General features: G+C 36.1%; 11 protein-coding genes. 3 read left to right on the top strand and 8 right to left on the bottom strand.

The annotated features are described in order from the left end of the window. Positions 1-5 precede the first annotated feature (5 nt). Positions 6-659, top strand: a complete 654-nt coding sequence (locus PBT89_RS09715; RefSeq protein ID WP_270061170.1) for a gluconate 2-dehydrogenase subunit 3 family protein — start codon at positions 6-8, stop codon at positions 657-659. 262 nt (positions 660-921) lie between these two features. On the opposite strand, the gene PBT89_RS09710 is transcribed toward PBT89_RS09715, so the two are convergent. The 7 genes from PBT89_RS09710 to PBT89_RS09680 all read right to left on the bottom strand — a co-directional run bounded on the left by PBT89_RS09710 (position 922) and on the right by PBT89_RS09680 (position 15,699). Further along, on the bottom strand, positions 922-1,815 hold the full coding sequence (locus tag PBT89_RS09710; RefSeq protein ID WP_270061723.1) for a hypothetical protein: 894 nt from the start codon (positions 1,813-1,815) through the stop codon (positions 922-924). Positions 1,816-1,818: 3 nt separating this feature from the next. Beyond that, a complete protein-coding gene (locus PBT89_RS09705) occupies positions 1,819-3,159 on the bottom strand; it encodes a vanadium-dependent haloperoxidase (protein ID WP_270061722.1) in 1,341 nt (446 codons plus the stop codon). A gap of 2 nt (positions 3,160-3,161) precedes the next feature. Then, positions 3,162-6,431, bottom strand: coding sequence for a VCBS repeat-containing protein (locus PBT89_RS09700; RefSeq protein ID WP_270061721.1), 3,270 nt, complete (start codon positions 6,429-6,431; stop codon positions 3,162-3,164). Next, complete coding sequence (locus PBT89_RS09695) at positions 6,431-9,775, bottom strand: VCBS repeat-containing protein (protein WP_270061720.1); 3,345 nt, start codon at positions 9,773-9,775, stop codon at positions 6,431-6,433. The genes PBT89_RS09700 and PBT89_RS09695 overlap by 1 nt, the downstream gene beginning before the upstream one ends. A gap of 108 nt (positions 9,776-9,883) precedes the next feature. Continuing rightward, on the bottom strand, positions 9,884-11,425 hold the full coding sequence (locus PBT89_RS09690; protein ID WP_270061719.1) for a RagB/SusD family nutrient uptake outer membrane protein: 1,542 nt from the start codon (positions 11,423-11,425) through the stop codon (positions 9,884-9,886). Between the two features lie 9 nt (positions 11,426-11,434). Continuing rightward, positions 11,435-14,518, bottom strand: coding sequence for a SusC/RagA family TonB-linked outer membrane protein (locus PBT89_RS09685; RefSeq protein WP_270061718.1), 3,084 nt, complete (start codon positions 14,516-14,518; stop codon positions 11,435-11,437). Between the two features lie 284 nt (positions 14,519-14,802). Beyond that, positions 14,803-15,699 carry a diacylglycerol/lipid kinase family protein gene (locus PBT89_RS09680; RefSeq protein WP_270061717.1) on the bottom strand — a complete coding sequence of 299 codons (897 nt, stop codon included), beginning with the start codon at positions 15,697-15,699 and terminating at the stop codon, positions 14,803-14,805. A 48-nt stretch (positions 15,700-15,747) separates the two neighbouring features. On the opposite strand from PBT89_RS09680, the gene PBT89_RS09675 reads away from it, so the two are divergent. Continuing rightward, positions 15,748-16,716 (top strand): App1 family protein, encoded by a 969-nt coding sequence (locus tag PBT89_RS09675; RefSeq protein ID WP_270061178.1) that lies wholly within the window; start codon positions 15,748-15,750, stop codon positions 16,714-16,716. Between the two features lie 74 nt (positions 16,717-16,790). After that, positions 16,791-18,917, top strand: a complete 2,127-nt coding sequence (locus PBT89_RS09670; protein ID WP_270061716.1) for a Tex family protein — start codon at positions 16,791-16,793, stop codon at positions 18,915-18,917. Between the two features lie 63 nt (positions 18,918-18,980). Here PBT89_RS09670 and PBT89_RS09665 read toward each other — a convergent pair whose 3' ends face one another. Then, positions 18,981-20,177: an IS256 family transposase gene (locus PBT89_RS09665; protein ID WP_270061650.1), complete on the bottom strand. Its 1,197-nt coding sequence runs from the start codon at positions 20,175-20,177 to the stop codon at positions 18,981-18,983. Between the last annotated feature and the right edge of the window lie 85 nt (positions 20,178-20,262).

Below are 20,262 nucleotides of genomic sequence, written 5' to 3'. Positions count from 1 at the left end.
AGATCATGAATAGAAGACAGGCCTTAAGAAATATAGGATTGGGAGCTGGAGTGATGGTCGTTGGCCCCAGTACTTTAAGCTTACTGCAAAGTTGTAAAAGCGAACCTTCTTACGACTGGCAGCCTATATATTTAACTGCATCTAATGGATTTATTCTGAAAGAAGTTTTGGAAATTATTTTGCCTAAGACAGATACCGCTGGTGCAAGTGAATTAAATATAGCTGAATTTATCGATTCTTACATGAATGAAGTGGCTCCAGAATCCCAACAGAAAGATTTTAAAAAATCTGCTGATGCTTTTGCCAGTGCTTTTGAAAAACAATTTGATAAAAATCCGGGAAATGGAACTGCAGAAGAATACGATCAAATAATAGCTAAATATTTAAAAGCGACTTCTGAAGAAAAAGAAAGTTTTAGGCCAAAACGAACTACTGAAACTCAAGATCCACAGGATAAAGATCCAGAGGAAGAATTAGAAATGAATCACGATTCTGGTGCTCTGGCATATTTAGAAACTGTAAGAGATATGGGAATCTGGGCGTGGCAAACTAGCGAGCAGATTGGTGAAAACGTACTTTGGTATGACCCAATTCCGGGAAAATATATTCCTTGTGGTCCTGTAGAAGAGCTAGGTGGTGGTAAAGCAATGTCCCTTTAAAATTCAAATTACTTTAATTTAAAATAGATTATAAGTGGAAATTGGGATTAGACTTTAAGAATTCATTTTTTTAGATAAATTGATGTAATTACTAATTATCCTGAAAAAGCTGTCTTTTAAAAAGAGACAGCTTTTTTATTACATTTAGATTTTAATCTTTCCGAAATAAAGAAATCTTTTATAGATCTAAACTCTAAAAATTACACTAACAAAGCAATAATTTAATCTTTCTAGCTGATATTTATAATTATCTCATCAATAATTATCTCATCAAGGTGTAAATGTCAGTTTTCCAGTCGATAGAATTTCCTCCCATTTCAGGGTTATGATTAAAAATTTCTAAAACTTGTTCGCTTAAATTGAGATCCTTGAATTTTGCATAATCCTGAAGTTTATACCAACCATAATGTGTAAAAAGATAATTCCCGTTAAACACCACATGCATCGAATTAAAAGATGGTAGCCTTTTTAACTTGATTTTGTCGGTTTCTGGTAAACCTTCTTTTTTTACGATCGGAAAACAAAAATCAAACTTAATTTCATTGGTTTCTTTATCCCAGCTTTTAACTAAAACTCTTGGTTTTGCCGGCATTTTTAGATCGTGTTTTAAAACATAATCTGATAAATAACCAATATTGGTCATCATAAGCATAGCTTTTTGCTGTAGTTGGCCTTTTAAACTCATACAGGCACAATATGTTTTTGGTGCTTTTGCTTCGCCAACGATTTCGATACTGTAATTGGTTTTGTCGCCTTCCAAAGATTCCCTCAGAATCTCGAGTTCAGCTTTGACACTGTCCTGTTCTTGATTTTTTCCGGTTAGTAAAGCAAACCGATTAGAAATTAGATTTCCAGGATGATTTACAAGTGCTTTTACTTGATTTACCGAGTCATTTATAGGTATAATATTCCAATCGATTAGCAAGGATTGATCTTCAAAATTGAGATTATGAGTTACACTTTCATTCAATTTTTCCTCAACGATTTCAGAATTATTAAAATGATCATATTTCCAATACTGTATTTTTTCATAAATAATACCGCTGGGAGTATTGGTGGTAAATGTAATGCTATAATCGTAGGGCTTCAGAGCAAGGTACCAGATAGAAATACCAACTAAGGCTACTATCAATAGTCCCAAAAGTAATTTCTTCATCAATTATAATGCTTTTACGTTAAGAGTTTTTACGACATGCTTTCCAAGATCGATTCCCTGGTCTAATCCATTTTCGATTGCTGCACGATAATGGATGCCGCCATAAAGCCTGCTTAAAGCTGCCTCCTGTGCTGCGTTTCTAAACGAAGTGTATTCCCTTTCCGGCAAACCATAGCGGACTTCAGTGTCATCTGAGAACTGAAATCGATCACCAAATAATCGCGTTAAAATCTCGGCCGAAGCTCCGCTTACCACAGAATGTCCACTGGTGTACTCAGGGAATGGTGGAGTTTGTAAAACCGGTTTCCACTGGTCGTCAATAAATTTATTGATTAATGTTTCCGGCCGTACTAGGTTACTGCGGTATTTTTCGTCCCAGCAACTAATAAATGCGTCGGCGATTCCCATGCTTGTTGCCGTATAAGCGTAAACAGTTTTATCAAAATCGAGATTTGCTTTTTGACTGGCAATTTTTGTGATACCAATCCAATGACCACCCGGAGTGATTTTTTTAGTAGCAAACATTAAATGTCCTCTTTGGGTAGAAACATAAGGATTACAATCCCAAAATTTAGCGATCTGCATTTCTTCAGATTTGTTTCCGGTTTCATCCATTTGGTTACGCACTTCATAAACCTCTATCAGCTCTTTATAAAAATCAGATCCTTCTTCCATAGAAAATTCCGGATGAGGTTCTGGTTTAAATTGTGAAGCCGAATCTAAAGTAAACGGCCTAATTTTCATCCAATGTGGCTCAATCCCATCCATATAGGTTGGGGGAGTAGGTTGCCAACGCGAAACATCTTCAGTATATACTGAAAATTTAGGCATTGTACGCGTTTCTTTATAATTGTCTTTATCAATCCAGTTCTTAAAAGCATCTGCCACCTGCATTCCGTAGGTTTTAGAATTTTTAAAGATTTCTTCGTTATTTTCTTTCCAGCTTACAAATAAGCTGTCACTGTAATTGGTAATTTCAGCTTCAGAAAAAATAAGCGTTTTACCAATTTCCAATTGTGCAATCAAGGCTGCCATTCTGTAATCGATCGCTTTGCTGGTATCTAAGACAGGGATAGAAATTTCTGCGTTTATAGTTTTTGTAAGCGATTCAAAATTAGGATTATGTTGTGCTACGATCTCATAAGCAGCGAGGTTAGCATACGAATAAATTCGGCTTGCTACCGGAGGCGAGAAAATATCATGCACCATAATATTGGTGATCTGGTCTAGAGAGGCGTGATAATCTGAAGCACTAATATTTATAGCTTCAACATTGGTATTCTTATCATCTGCGCAGCCGCTAAGAATTGCAATACTTAATAGAAATATTAGTGCTTTTCTCATGCTTAGTTAATTTTATAAACTTCTGGTTTATTATTGTTGTAAGTGACCAGCAAATATTCGTGATCTTTAAAATTTAAAATATCAATACTAATTACTGCTTTTTGCGTAAAATTAATACCAAGTTCTTTAGCTTCGATATAAGAGTCGACAGATTGCAGAATAATGCCGGCAAATTGATCGAATTTTCCGTGGTATGGTATTGTTCCAAAATAATTACCGCCAATCAACATTTCGGTTTTACCGTCTTTATTAAAATCGCGCTTTAAAAATGCTGTTATTGGCGAAATTTGCAATGGATTTTCAAATGCTTTAAAACTAAAGTTTCCATCATCATTTAAAAGATATCCTGAAGCCAGTGTTTCAACTTCTAAAACCTCCGCTTTTTCTAGTTGTTCTTTATCGAAAATCTCTTCGATTGTTTTTCCTGCAAAACTTTTATAATTAGGGAACTTTTTGCGCAGATAAGACAATTGTCCTACCAACATATCTAAACCATTTACAGGATAATATTTACCATTTTTCTCCTGGGCGAGAATGGTCTCGGTGCTTCCATTCTTATCAAAATCAAGATAATACATTTTAAGCGGATTTTCCTTGTTTGCAACCAGTTTTGTATTTAATCCCCAGTTTCCCAAAAGGTAATCTTTGTCGCCATCGCCATCGATATCAAACGCAGCGATACTTTGCCATAATCCCTTTAAACCAGCTTCAATTTTATACGGTTTAAACTTTCCATTTTGATTTTCGTAGAATTTTGGTGCCATCCATTCGCCAACTACAATAAGATCGATTTGCCCATCATTATTAAAATCGGTCCAGATCGCATCGGTAACCATTCCTATCTCGCCAAGCTCATTTTTTTTATCTATACTGAAATTCCCTTTGTTATTTTTCAATAAAAATGATTGCGGAATTTTACCAAAATCGTTAGAAACCGCTGCACCGCCAACAAACAAATCTACATCCCCATCACTATCATAATCGGCTGCTTTTACAACGCTTCCATTTTCAAAATACTCGGGAAAATCGTTTTTGCTGAAGTTTCTATTTTTCTGAAGGTATAATCTGTCCAATAAAGCTTTGTTTTCACCGTAATATTCTCCGCCACCAGAAACTACCAATAAATCATTCTCACCATTATTGTCAAAATCTTCGATCACTGCGGAAATATCTTCTGAACGAATATCATCCTTTAAAGCCGAAATTGTTTGTTTTTCGAAACCATTTTTAGTTTGAAAATATACAGCCGATTGAGTGAATTTCGCACTTCCGAAGAAGATGTCATCTTTCCCATCGCCATTAATATCTTTTACCACCACCGCGGGACCGCGATCTGAAATTTGATACGGAATCAATTTTTGGCGATCAAAATCCTGATAGCGATTTTCTTTATGCTCGTAATCTAAACCGGGTAAAGAATCTACTTTTATAAACCAGGCTTTTTTCTTCGGAAACAAATGGGCATAATTTACTTTTTTAAGATTTTCAGCTTGATTTATGTAAAGCGTTTGTCCCAAAGCGATATTCGATAATTTTTGAATCGAATTATCGGGCAATATAATTAAAAGAGAATCTATATTTTTTGAATGATCAAAACCAAAATGCAACAAAGCTTCAGAAGCTGATTGAAATCCGCGTGTGGTGAATAATTGCTTTACCTGTCGGTTACCATTTTGATAAACAATAGCTTTACTGCCAATCGCCTGGATATTTGGGTTTTTATACTGCAGTTTTATTTTTAGAAAATTCTTATTGTTTTCAGTAATACGATTTTCATAAATTCGCGCCGGTGCATTGATATTGTTGACGATAATATCAAGATCGCCGTCGTTATCCAGATCTGCATAAGCCGAGCCGGTACTCATAATACTATCTTTCGAGATCCACGCGCCAGAAAGATCCTTAAAATTTAAGTTTTCGTTTCCTTTAAAAATTCGGTTAGCAACCGCGCCAGAAGGCATCATTTCGATCGCTTTTTTATCGATTTTGTTTCCCTTGCTTAACTCTTTTTGAATCTGATTATTCGAAACATATTTTATATAATCGTAGTCGTTTGGGCGTTTTGGAATTCCGCTAGAAATAAATACATCCTGGATGCCATCCAGATCGTAATCTGCAAATAGCGCACTCCAACTCCAATCTGTAGCTGCGAGTCCGCTAATTAATCCCAAATCCTGAAAGTATTCACCACCTTGATTTATTTGCAGCATGTTTCGGCTAAACTGCTCGTGATAATGCAGGCGCTCGCTTTTCATTTTATGAATATCTGGAGAATCGTCGCCCATGCTCGCTTTGATTACTTTTTCATCATCAGGCAGCATATCTAAAGTTAGAATATCCAAAAATCCATCATTATTAACATCAGCCGCATCGCTGCCCATCGAGAATCTGCTGGTATGCCCAAATTTAGATTTTAAACTTTCAGTAAACGTTCCGTCGCCATTATTCAGATAATAAAAATCATCTTCATGAAAATCGTTACTAATATAAATATCTGTAAAACCGTTGTTATTAAAATCGGCTGTCGCAATTCCTAATCCGTAACCATTTGGCCCACCGTAAATTCCGGCTTCTTCGCTAACATCGGTAAAATAATCGCCATCGTTTCTCAATAATTTATCGCCGCTTTTTTTGCTTCGATTTTCTCGAATTTCAGCAGGGCCGTAGGTGTTCACGGTATGCACCGCATGATTCAGTAAATATAGATCTAGATCGCCGTCATTATCATAATCAAAAAAAGCTGCGTTGGTACTATAATTCTGAAAATCTAAACCATATTCTGAAGCTTTTTCAGTAAAAGTTCCATCACCATTATTGATAAAAAGTTCATTTTTTCCTTTTAATCCATTAATACCCACCACCGCACAAACATAAATATCGAGAAAGCCGTCGCCATTAATATCGACGATTGCAACACCCGTATTCCAATCTGAATTGCCAGCAACTCCGGCAGTTTCAGTAATATCTTCAAATTTCAGGTTTCCTTTATTCAAAAATAATTTGTTAGGAACCTGGTTTCCCGTAAGAAAAATATCGGGCAAACTATCGTTATTGATATCGCCAATCGCCACGCCGCCACCATTGTAATAATACAGGTAATCTAAAATATTGAGACTATCGGTTTCGGTTAAGATGTTGCCGAAATCAAGATTGGTGATTTTAGCATCTAATTCTTTAAAAAGGGAAGGAGTGGCGGTTTCCTGGACTTCTTTTTCGTTTTTAGAACAGGCGGCCAAAACAGCAAATATCAATATGGAGCAAAGATTTTTCATTACTGAAGTTTGTACAATTGCGGTTTCTCGTCGTTGATTCCAACCAATAGTCGCTTTTCGCCTTTTTTATTCTGAATTATTTTGAGATCACGAACCTGACCTTTAAAAAATAACCCCGTTTTTTCTGAAGTTTCAGCTTTAAAGCTGCCATTACCGTCGTTCATTAAAACTAATCCATAATTGGCATCTAATCTCGAAAATTGAGGTTTTAGATCGTAATCATTTCCTGCAATAATAATATCCAGATTACTATCATTATTTATATCCATGGTTTCGATGGCGTGGATAGAACTAAATTGAGCCTGCGCCGGCATCTCCTGAACTTCAAAATTTCCGTCGCCTTTATTTATCGCGATAATACTTTTAAAACCGCTAATTTCTTTAACCAATGCTTCATCTAAAACATCTTTTGAAAATAACTGATCTATAGATTTTGTCGCATACTCAGCGAATTTTAGGTTTTGTTTTTTTACTGAAGAAATCTGTCCAGAAAGTTCTCTTCTTAAATGAATAGGAACATCTTTTCTGTTGATCGTTCGGGTAAAAATTTGCTCGGTCGTCCCATTATGATCAAAATCGCTGATGTAAACTTTCACCGGATCTTTTTTACTGGCATTATAAAAAGAATTAGTGCCACGATTTCCCAAAATTAGATCTGGCAGCCCATCTTTGTTAAGATCTGTAATCTTCATACAATTCCACGCTCCGGCATATTCGCTAAGATTTGAGCTTATTAGACTTAATTTTTTATCCTGAATTTTAAAAATTGTAGGAGCCATCCAATCGCCGATTACAATCAATTCAGCTTTTCCATCATTATCGATATCTGCCCAGGATGCATCGGTGATCATCCCCAGATTATCCAAATTTGAAGTGTCTAAAGAAGTAAACTTGCCATTGCCTTTATTTTTTAATAGTTGATGGCTTGGGTTTATTCCGTAAACTCCAGGAACGCTTCGATATCCAATAAATAGATCGATTTTTCTATCTTTATCAAAATCATTCGCGGCGATAACGGCCGCATTTTGATCATTGATTGGTAATTCTGAATCACTTTTACTGAAATTCCCTTTCCCGTCATTCAAATAAATTCGGGTTTCATATTGTTCTTTTTCAGCATAAATATTATTTCCGCCAGCAATTAAAATTAGGTCTTTAAAACCATCATTATCAATATCGGTAAAAACGGCACCGGTCTCTTCAAAAATCTTTGATTCTTCGGTTTCATCTATAATGCTTTTTAAAAATTTACCGCTAGTTTGCTGAATATAAAGTACACCTGACTCATTTCTAGCTCCGGCCACGTAAAAATCATCATTTCCGTCGTTATTTACATCAGCCACAGCGATTGCGGGACCTTCGCGAGAAAGCATTTTATTTATCAAGCCTTCGTAATCGTAATCTATATAGTTGTCTTCTTTATGTGCGGTAAAATCTGTATCGATTTCTTTAAAATATTGGCTGGATTTAATCTTGGGAAGACTAAATTCTTCAGCTTCCTCCTGATCGAAAACCACAAGTTCATTAATGTTAATATTAGTCTTTAATGAAGCACTTTTATTTGGCCAGATTACCAGAATTGAATCGATCTTTTGGTGTGTTCCCAATCCAAAAGTGAGGTTGTAATCTGCTGAAGATTGAAAACCACGAGTAGGAATAAGCTGTTGTGTTAATTGATCGTCTTCGGTATAAATTGTCACTTTACTGCCAATGGCAAAGGTGTTTTTATCGTTTCCTTTAAGCTGAATTTTAGTCCAGTTGTGATCATGTTTTTTATCAGTTTCGTTACGATAAACAAATAATTCCATGTTTACATTATTCACGATAAGATCTAGATCACCATCGTTATCCAAGTCGCCATAGGCCGAGCCATTGGAGAAACTTGGTGTGCTAAATCCCCAATCTTCTGTAGTATCGGAAAAACTTAAATCGGCATTATTTTTAAAAACATAATTAGAAATGGGGGTGCTTGGCATTTTATTCAGAATAGAATCGAATTCTTTTTTTTGCCCTGTAATTACCATATCCTGAAGAATATCATTAGCAAAGAAATCCATAAAATCCTGGTTGGTAAGATCGTGATAGATGCCATTGCTCACAAAAATATCCTTATAACCATCATTGTCCATATCGAAGATAAGAGCGCTCCAGCTCCAATCGGTCTGCGCCACACCGCTATAAAAAGCTATTTCAGAAAAGCTATTATTTCCATTATTCAGCTGAAGGCTATTTTGCATGTACTGATGATAAAAATCACGATCTTCTTTTAATTTATAAAGATCAAAGCGTTCAAATTCGCTGGTGTTTTTTAAACGTTCATCATTTTTTGGGAGCATATCGGTCACAAAAATTTCGGGTAAACCGTCGTTGTTAATATCTGCCATATCGGCTCCCATGGAAGACAAACTTAAATGCGCTATCTGATTTTTGATATCTTCGATAAAGGTGCCATCACCATTATTGATGTACAGGTAATCACGCTCATAAAAATCGTTAGATACGTAAATATCCGGGAGCATATCACCATTAACGTCACCAATAGTTACCCCAAGGCCAAACCCAATAAGACTTCCATAGATGCCGGCTTCTTCGCTAACATCGGTAAATTTTCCATTATCGTTTCGTAATAGTTTATCTCCACCGCCTTTAAAGACTTCAGGTAGATTCCAATCTTTTCCGCGGAGTTCTCTTTTGTTGTTGTACCCAAGACTGGATACAGGGATAAAGCTATTGTTCAGTATATAAACATCGAGATCGCCATCCAGATCGTAATCAAAAAATGCAGCGTGAGTAGTGAAGCCGTTTTCATCTAAATTATATTCTGAAGCAACTTCACTGAATGTAAGATCACCATTATTGATAAAAAGTTCATTACGGCGATCGTCACCTGCGATGTTGCCAGCGTTAGATACATAAATATCTAATAGACCGTCAACATTAATATCTACTATGGTAACCCCGGTAGACCATGATCTGTTTCCTTGCGTTCCTGATGATTCAGAAATATCTTTAAATTTAAAGTTTCCCTGATTTAAATAAAGCTTGTTTTTTCCCATGTTCGAGGTAAGATATACATCAGGAAGACCATCATTATTAATATCTCCTATACCAACACCGGCACCGTTATAGAAATTACGATACCTGAAAATATTGAATTCTTTTTCGTTTCTTACCTGATTTATAAAAGAAATACCTGTAGAATCTGCTGGCATTAGAGTAAAAAGAACATCTTTTGGTTCTTCTTTTTTATTTTCTGAAGTTTTATTACAGGAATAGATTAAGGGAAAGAGCAATCCTATAAGAATTATCTTAGTTAAGTTTGAAATTGATGATGAATTATTCATATTGGGGTAAGCTGATTAAATAAGTTTTAATAGACGTTAAACGCTAAATAAAAGAGACTTAAGTGACGTTAGGGCGCCTCTTAAGTCTCTTAAAAAGCCTGACTTATCCTAATATCCCGGATTCTGCGTCAAATTTGGATTTGAAGTTAGAGCCACAGAAGGAATAGGGAAAAGCACTCTAAATTCTTCAGTATTGTCTTTAAACTCCCAAGTAGAAGTAAAGGTTCCAAATCTAATTTGGTCCTGTCTTCTCCAGTATTCAGTATATAGTTCGCGTCCACGTTCATCTAGCATATCTTGTTCAGAAAGGGAAGGAAGAGGACTTGCTTCTCTAAGCTCGCGTAGATCGTTAACCATAGTTAAAGCATCTTCAGAACTTGAGCCACCTCTCATAATAGCTTCGGCTTTCATTAAATAGGCATCTGCAAACCTAAATACCACTACATGACCAGTATAAGCACCATTTGATGGATGATATTTAAGTACACGAATTCCGTTTCTTTCGTTGTTGCCTAAAAGACCTGGGAGATCTTTGGTAAAAACTAATGGATTACCAGCTCTATCGGTAAGCTCGCTACCATCGGCAGCATATTGCTGATTTATTAGAAAACCTTTGCCTATATAAGTACCAGTCGAATTACCATTTAAAGGTACGTAACCGCGTCTTTCTTCCTGTCCAGATCCTGGCGTATTTACGTTTTCGTCACCTTCAAATAGATCGTAGAATTCTGCTAAAGTTGAGAATCCATTCCATCCACCAGCGGCATTATCATCTGTTCCCTGCGCATAATGAAGCGTAGACCACATACGGTTTCCGGCACTAGAAGTTGTATAAAGAATGGTCTCTGTATCATCTGAAGGTTCAAAAATTTCAAAGAAACCTTCCTGGAGTTCAAATCCTGCGCCTATAATTGCATCAACATGATCTATAACCGCTGTCATGTCTGCCGCTTCAGCAGATGCCATCGCTAAATAAATATGCTTATTAAGGTATAATTTGGCCAATAAATAATGAGCGGCTGCTTTAGAAGCCTGTACTGTACCATTACCAGGACCTATACTTGGTAAATCTGGCATAGCTTCGTTAAGATCCTGCATAACAAATTCAAAAGCTTCACTTCTTGTCATTACTCGAGGATTTACATCTGGACCTTCATCAACTTCTCTAAAAGGAACCTGTCCATAAAGATCCATTATCCAGTACATATGAAATGCTCTTAAGAATTTTGCTTCTGCGATTTGTTGTGCATTTGCATCGCTCTCTGGAGCAATTATTTCAGTGAGATTGAATATAGCAGAATTAAACTCGTTCCATGTATTTAGAACAAAGTTGTGGTTCGCATCCCACGTATGCTGATGTAACGTTCTCCAAACTCCATTATCCCCCCAGTCAGTTCCTCTGGTAGGAATTAATAACTCGTCTGAAGTACCTTCATTAAGTCCGTATAAATTTTCATGGGTTTCTACATTTGTTCGAAGGCTATTGTAGGCGTTACTTAAAGATCCAGCAACATCAGAAACACCAGTAAAGTCTCCAGTAGTCTGCACGCGCGATACAGAATCTGTGTCTTCTAACTCCAGGTCTGTACACGCGATAAAAGATCCCAGTGCTACTAAGAGTATTGAAAGTTTTATAAATCTATTTTTCATAATAATTTTTTAAAATGATACGTTCAACCCAAAAGTGAATGTTCTTGGCTTAGGATAAGCAGTATAATCGATACCGGCAGATGGAATTCCGTTCAATGCTTTGTTAGTATCAACCTCAGGATCTAAACCAGAATAATCTGTGATTACAAATAGATTCTGTCCGTTTAAGTATAATCTTAAAGTCTTGAACATGCTATCTTCGTTAAGATCGAAGTTATACCCTAAAGTGGCATTTTGCATTCTTAGAAAATCTCCTTTTTCCAAGAATCTTGTAGAAACATCTGGAGCGTTTGAAGCAGATTCACCATTATCAACTACATTGCGTGTCACATTACGACCATTATTTAAGGCTCCTTTTGTGAAAAATGCGTTTTCAGTATTATTATAGATATAGTGACCGTACTGTCCTGCCATAAATAGGGAAAGATCCCAATTTTTATATTCTACTCTTGTTGAAATACCAACATTAGTTGTTGGAAGTGCACTTTTTCCTATAAAAGTTTGAACATCACCATTAGGATAAATACTTTGCCCATTCTCATCAAAACCACCAAATTCTCTTAAGTAGTAGGAGAATAAAGGTTGTCCACCAGCGAGTAATTGAGCAAATGCACCGGTAAGCCCCTGTCCATTAATTTCTCCTGTTCTGTTTTGTCCTGCATAATCTTCAACCATGTTGTCATTGTAGGCTATATTAAACCCGAAGTTCCAATACCAGTCTTCGTTATTTATTATGTTATAATCAATAGCAAATTCAACACCTTTATTAATTACATGTGCATCTAAATTTTGATAAACGAATGGTTGAGGTGAAGGCTGCGCAGAGAATACCTGAATAAGTAGATCTGTTGTATTTTTATAATAAAAGTCTAAAGATCCACTTAATCTATCCTGCATAAAGCCAAAATCTAAACCAAGGTTGGTCTGGCTTGTTTCTTCCCATTGCAAATCTGGATTGGCAAAGGATACTTGCGTAACACCTGGGCGATTAATATTTCCATTATCCTGAATACCAAAATCGGCATATCGTTCTCTAACAGTATATTGATTATAAGGAATTTCTTGATTTCCGGTGATACCATAACCTAATCTAAGCTTAAGAGTAGAAAAGGCTTCAGGAATGAAGTCTTCTTCTGCTAATTGCCATGCGAAAGCTCCAGATGGGAAAACACCATATTTATTGTTACCTCCAAATCTGGTAGAACCATCAGCTCTTACCGTAGCTGTAAATAAATATTTTCCTGCCAGCTCAAAATTTACTCTAGCAAAATAAGACTGTAGTTCATCTGTAATATTAAAACTATCGTAAGCTACAGAAGTTGGCCCAATTCCTGAAGGAGATGTCAAATCTTCCGTTGCAATGTTTGGGAACAATCTGGTTACAAAAAAACCGTTAGGATCGTATCCATATTGTTGGTAAGAACCAGATATATTATTTCTTAAGATGTTATTTGCATCATTTAAACTACTGGTCATTTCTCCTAAATCTTCACTCTGGAAACCAAAACCACTTACATTATAACCTTTTCTTTCAAAATCTTGGAAAGAGTATCCAGCCAAAGCTTCAAACTTCGAGTTCTCAAACATCTTTTCGTAATTCAAAGTAAATTCCATCAAACGGTTTGTAGCTTCAACTTGATTTAGCGCGCCTCTACCATTATCTGGTACGCCAGATTGAATCCCGGTTAAACCGCCAGATATTGCTGCTTCTCTGTTCGACTCAGAAGTATCATATCCAAAGTTTATTTTAGCATTTAAGCCTTCAATAACTTCATAATCGGCAGAGAAATTTAGAAGCACTCTATCGGTTTCCGATTCATCTGAAAAGTATTTTAAAAGTGATAAAGGATTTATAATGCTTCCCTGAGGCTGAAAATCTGGATCTGCTGGGAAAGTGGGATTAGCCTGATAAGCTGCGCCTAATAAATCTCCTTGAAATCCTGCGTTATTAGAAATTGGTGCTCTGGTATCGTTTACTCTTGATAGAGTAGACTGTAAATTCAATTTTAATTTATCGTCAAACAAACGCTGAGTAATATTGAATCTTCCAGAAAGACGCTCTAGAGCAGAATTTTCTACAATACCTTCTTGATCTGCATAACTTAAAGAAGCGCGATAATTACCACTATTATATGAGTCGGAATACGACAAATTATGAATCTGAGAAAAAGCCGTTCTGGTAATTTCGTCTTGAAAATCGGTATTTGCGCCTTGGTCTAAGATAGCAAGATCTCCACCTAATTCAGATACAGCTTCTAAATACTCATCTCTATCCAATAAATCATACGTATTGGCGGGAGAGGCTAAACTTAAGGTCGTACCATAATCCAGTCTAGACTCAGTTCCTCTACCAGTTTTGGTAGTAATAATTACCACTCCGTTCGCACCACGAGAACCGTAAATGGCGGTAGCAGAAGCATCTTTTAAAACGCTCATACTTTCAATATCTGAAGGATTTAAAAAATTAAGCGGATTTTTTGCTGAACTTGATCCAAAACCTACATCTTCACCACCAGAAGAAACATCGTTCCCTGCTAATGGCACACCATCTACAACAAATAATGGATTGTTGCCACCTCTTACTGATGATGTACCACGAATCCTTATGTTTACTCCGCCGCCGGGTTCACCACTAGTGGTGGTAATTTGTAAGCCTGCAGTTTTCCCTTGAATTAACTCTTCGGGAGAAGAAATAACCCCCTGGTTAAAATCCTCTGCAGAAACGGTTGCTACAGCGCCAGTTGCGTCTTTAACGGTGGTAGAGCCATAACCAATTACAACAACTTCGCTTAGTGCAGCTGCATCTTCAGATAAAGTTACATTAATTGTTGATCTTCCATTAACAGCAACTTCTTTCTGTGTGTATCCAACAAAACTAAAAACCAATGTTGCATTTTCTGCAACATCCTTTAGGCTATAGTTTCCGTCAAAATCTGTCGTGGTTCCATTGGAGGTACCTTTTACCAGAATGTTTACTCCTGGAATTGGCAGAGAACCATCTGTTACCGTTCCCGAAATCGTTTGCGCTTTTGCAAATGAAAAACAAAGCGCTACAAATAGGAACAGACTTAACCTGAGTAATCCTTTTTTCATAAAAATAATTTTACAATTTGATTAACTAAACCTTATAATTTCCAGATATAAATTTAGTAAAATATTAATCAAAAAATAAAGATTATTTAGTTTTAGGATCAATTCTTTAATTAAAAGTTGTAAAAATACTTTTTAAAATATGAATATGATAATCGTGTTGATTTAACACTTATTCGAAAATCGTAGTATTTATGGGCTTTTAGCGGATTTTATTGAGAAATAAATGTATTTAAAACGCTTAAATAGAATTTTTAATAACAAAAATAATATTTTTTATTAATTTTCTATTTCACGGCGATTTTTAAGCTTTTTGAAGCAATATTTACCTCTATATTCTGCGTATTTTCGATAAATTCTCCATCAATTTGGAAGGCTATAGGTTTTTTGCATTTAATTTTTGCCTGGCTTGTAGAAATGATCTCTGCAAAATCGGTGTTAAATTTCACATCTTCCCGAAGTGTTCCTAAAATTTCAGCAATATCAAGATTTTTGAAAATTAAAATTTCAAATTTCCCGTCATCGTGCATGCCTTCAGGATTAATTTTAGCGCCTGTACCATATTTTTTGCAATTAGCTATGGCTAGCATTATTCCTTTATGATGGTAGGTACTCCCGTCAATTTCAACTTCATATTCATAAGGATATTTACTTCTTATTAGCGTAGGAATAGTTTGCATTAAATAACCAAATTTGCCACGAATAGCCGCCGTTTCGTAATTTTCAATTAATTCGGCATTAAGGCCAATATCGCTTAGGTGCAAACAAAGTTGACTGTTAATTTGCAGTACATCTAAATTTGTAAAGTTATCTCCTAAAGCAATCTTTATTTGTTCTTTTCTATCTTTTGGGATGTCTAGATTTAATGCAAGTCCATTTGCAGATCCCGCAGGGAAAATAGCTATAGGTAGTTCTTGATGTAATAAAGCTTCAGCAACCATATTAATGGTGCCGTCACCACCAACTACGAGCATTCGTTCTGGTTCAACTTTCTTTATTTCTTGTTGGATTTTTTCAATATCGTTTTCTCCTTCAGTTTTAAAAAGATGAAATTTCCAATTCTTATTTTGCACTTCTTTTTGAACATCAGCGATTAGATCGTCTTTTTCTTCGCCGCCCGAAATCGGATTTACAACCATTAAAATATTCCTAAAGTCTCCCATTTTCTTTATAGTTATATTCAAAATTAACTAATTTGGAGCAGGCCTACTCTTTATAAAAAATTAAATATTTTGAAACTTGACTTAAAACTTTACCGTGGATACGCTAACGACAAAGAACTGGTGGTTTTTGGCCACCTTTTTAAAAGCTGGGCTCCCGATAAATATCGCTTAGATAGAAAGGGAATAAAACATACCTCTGCCATTATTCATAAATTTAGAATAAAGCCCTTATCTAATTACGAACTTCATCTGTGTTTTAAAGGAAAAGAATGGAAAACCAAAACTATGGAGGATGGTTATTTTAGATTCACAGTTCCTTACGAAGAAAATTTGCAAAGTGGTTGGCACGAGTACGAGGTGATTGCAAAAATGGAGGATCATTTTGGTATTATCGAAAAAGGTGAATTATTAAAGCCTTACGAGAGTAAATTGGGAATCATATCAGATATCGATGATACTTTTTTAATCTCTCATAGCAATAGCTTCTTTAAAAAGCTTTATGTGATGTTATCTAAAAATGTAAACCGAAGAAAGATTTTTGAGGATGTGGTAGATCATTATAAATCTTTAAGTAAAGCAGGGCAGGACAGTGAAGAGGCATCGAATTCTTTTTTTTATGTTTCGAGTAGCGAGTGGAATTTGTATGATTTTATTGCTGAATTTGCCGACATGCACGAACTACCAAAAGCGGTTATTAAGTTGAAGAAAATAAAAACAGGAATTTCAGATTTTGTTAAAACAGGTAGGGGAAGTCACGATCATAAATTTCAGAAAGTAAAGGATATTATCTCTTTTTATCCAAATTTAGAATATGTTTTATTAGGAGACGATTCGCAGCAGGATGTTCATATTTACGAACGAATCTGTAAAACATATCCCACAAATGTGCGATCTATTTACATAAGACAAACCGAAAAAAAGAAGAATAAAGAAGTTACGGCTACATTAAAAAATATCGAAAGTCTGGATGTCGCAACCTGTTATTTTAAAGATAGTAATACGGCAATTGCACATTCAGAAAAAATTAATATTATCTAAGCTTAAATTGCCTAATTTGAAACTTACTTTTTATAAGCGGAATACTATCTTCGCATTCCGCTAAATTTTCTAATGTGAGTTTACAACAGTTTATTATAAAAAAGCTCGGCCTGCCGGCTAAGAGCATTCAAAATACAGTACAATTACTTCAGGAAGATGCTACAGTGCCTTTTATTGCTCGCTACCGCAAGGAACAAACAGGCAATTTGGATGAAACCCAAATTCAGCAAATTTCAGAAGAACTTTTATATTTTCAGAATTTAGAGAAACGCAAGCAATCTATTTTAGAAACAATTGAAGGGCAGGGATCACTTACAGATCAACTGAAATCAAAAATAGAAAATGCTGAAAATCTTACAATTTTAGAAGATTTATACCTTCCGTTTAAGAAAAAGCGAAAAACCAAAGCCGATACTGCCAGGGAGAACGGTTTGGAGCCATTGGCCAAAATGATTATGGCGCAAAATTCGCCAGATATTTTCTCGGCAGCCTCCAAATTCGTTAAAAATAAAGTGAATTCTGAAGCGGAAGCACTAGAAGGTGCGAAACATATTATTGCTGAATGGATTAACGAAAATCAATTTGTAAGAAAGCGAATTAGACAATTATATTCCAGAAAGGCTGAAATATCTTCTAAGGTAGTGAAGGCAAAAGCTGGGGAGGATGATGCGCAAAAATTTCAGCAGTACTTTGATTGGAGTGAATCTCTTAGAAGAATTCCGTCGCATCGATTTTTGGCCATTTTTCGGGGTGATAAAGAAGGAATTTTAAAACTTAAAATTGAGGTCGAAAAATCGGAAGCTTTGCGGATAATTACCGAATCGCTTATTAAAAATAGAAATTCTGAATCTGCCGATCTAATTGAAGAAGCCGCGACAGATGCATTTTCCAGACTCCTAAAACCTTCTTTCTTCACTGAATTTTTAAATGAAACAAAGTTAAAAGCAGATGAAGAAGCTATAAAAGTCTTTTCGCTAAATCTAGAGCAGTTGCTTTTAGCACCACCGTTGGGAGAAAAACGAATTTTGGCGATCGATCCCGGATTTAAATCGGGTTGTAAAGTTGTTTGCCTAGATGAAAACGGAAAGCTAGAACATAACGAGAATATTTATCCGCATCCTCCACAAAGAGAGCAAAATGTTGCTGCGAAGAAAATTGAATCACTAGTTAAAAAGTATAAAATTGAAGCAATTTCTATTGGTAATGGTACGGCGAGCCGAGAAACCGAAAAGTTTGTAAAATCTCTTTCGTTTGATCGTGAAATTGCGATTTATGTAGTAAACGAAGCTGGAGCTTCGGTATATTCGGCATCAAAAGTGGCTCGAGATGAATTTCCTAATTATGACATCACGGTTCGAGGAGCGGTTTCTATTGGAAGAAGACTTAGTGATCCTCTAGCAGAATTGGTTAAAATAGATCCAAAATCTATTGGAGTAGGGCAGTACCAACACGAAGTAGATCAAAATTTACTGAAGCAACGTTTGGATACCGCCGTAATGAGTACGGTAAACAAAATAGGTATAAATTTAAACACGGCGAGTAAAGAACTGCTTTCTTATGTAAGTGGATTAGGACCATCGCTTGCTGATAATATTATAAAAACAAGAACCGAAAATGGCGCTTTTGAGTCTAGAAAAGATTTAATGAAAGTACCAAGATTAGGCGCCAAGGCTTTTGAGCAATCGGCTGGCTTTCTAAGAATCAAAAATCCTAAAAATCCATTAGATAATTCTGCTGTACACCCAGAAAGTTACTTTATTGTAAATAAAATGGCAAAGGATCTCTCTGTAGAAATTTCAGCATTGATAGGCAACAAAAAGAAACTTCAGGAAATCAAGTTGGAGCAGTATATTACCGATAATATTGGATTACCAACTCTAAAAGATATTCTTGCTGAATTGGAGAAACCGGGCGTAGATCCCAGAGATAAGATTAGTGCGTTTTCTTTTGATGAAAATATCCGGGAAATTAGCGATTTAAAGCCCGGAATGAAATTAGCGGGATTGGTAAATAATATAACTAATTTTGGATGTTTTGTAGATATTGGATTGAAGCAAAGCGGACTTGTGCACATCTCGAAATTATCAAATACTTACGTGAGCGATGTTACGCAGATTGTTCGCTTAAATCAAGAAGTTGAGGTTACTGTTTTAGAGGTGGATTTAGAGCGAAAAAGAATTCAGCTTTCTTTGATAGATTAAAAAAACTCCGACACTATCCCGTAAAGTGTGTAAGTTTTAAATAAGGGGGTTTGGCTTTATTACTTAAAGTCGAACCCTTTCTTCATATATAGTTAAGAACTGATTGAGGATAATTCCCCAGTTTCTAACCGGCATAGTCCACTTTTTTGTGGCTTCCCTTAATGCCAAATATACTGATTTCATAACAGCATCATCTGTTGGGAAGGATAATTTATTCTTGGTGTACTTCCTGATCTTACCGTTTAAATTTTCAATCAGGTTGGTGGTGTAAATGATACGCCTGATCTCGAGTGGGAATTCATAGAAAACTGTAAGATCTTCCCAGTTGTCTCTCCAGCTTTTAATAGCATAGGAATACTTGTCATTCCAATTGCGTGCAAAATCCTCTAGGGCAGCTTCTGCGGCCTGTTTGGTCGGAGCATCATAGATGAGCTTCATATCCTTTGTAAAGGCTTTTTTATCTTTCCAGACCACATACCTGCAAGCATTCCTGATCTGGTGGACTACACATATTTGCGTTCTGGATTCCGGGAATACGTTTCTAATGGTATCGGTAAATCCATTCAGGTTATCTGTAGCGGTGATCAGAATATCCTCCACACCACGGGCTTTCATATCAGTAAGTACGCTCATCCAAAAAGCCGCAGATTCATTCTTACCCAGCCATAGGCCAAGAACCTCTTTCTTTCCATCCCTCCTAAGACCTACTGCGATATAAATCGTTTTGTTGACTACCTTGGAGTTCTCTCGTACCTTAAACACAATCCCATCCATCCAGACAATAAGATAAACCGGCTCTAAAGGGCGGTTCTGCCAGGCGACAATATCATTGCTAATCCGGTCAGTTATTCGGGATATGGTGGAAGTAGAAACATCAAAACCATAGACTTCAGAGATCTGTTCTTCGATATCACTATTGCTCATTCCTTTGGCATAAAGAGAGACAATTACATTCTCGATTCCATCAACCATATTCTGCCGCTTTGGAACAATCATGGGATTAAAGGATCCGTCCCTGTCTCTTGGAACCTTTATAGAATCTTCTCCATAGGAACTGCGAACCTTCTTCTGGGAATAGCCGTTGCGGGTATTACCTTCTTTAGATCGCTGGTTTTTCTCGTAATCAAGGTGACCATCAAGCTCACCTTCCAGCATTTTTTCCAGACCACGCTTTTGGAGTTGTTTTAGGAAATTACTGAGTTCTTCTCCGGATTTGAACTGCTTTAAAAAATCATCGTCAAATAAATCTTCTTTTTTCATTACTGTGTAAATATTAGAGGCCTGAAATTACAGGCAAGATTAAAAAAATATCGGGGTTTGCAAACCCCGATATTTTCTACTTACA

Origin of the sequence: Zunongwangia sp. HRR-M8, assembly GCF_027594405.1 — a bacterium.
Lineage (GTDB): Bacteria > Bacteroidota > Bacteroidia > Flavobacteriales > Flavobacteriaceae > Zunongwangia.
The sequence above is the reverse complement of the archived record's forward strand: the minus strand, read 5'-3'. Positions and strand labels throughout refer to the sequence as shown.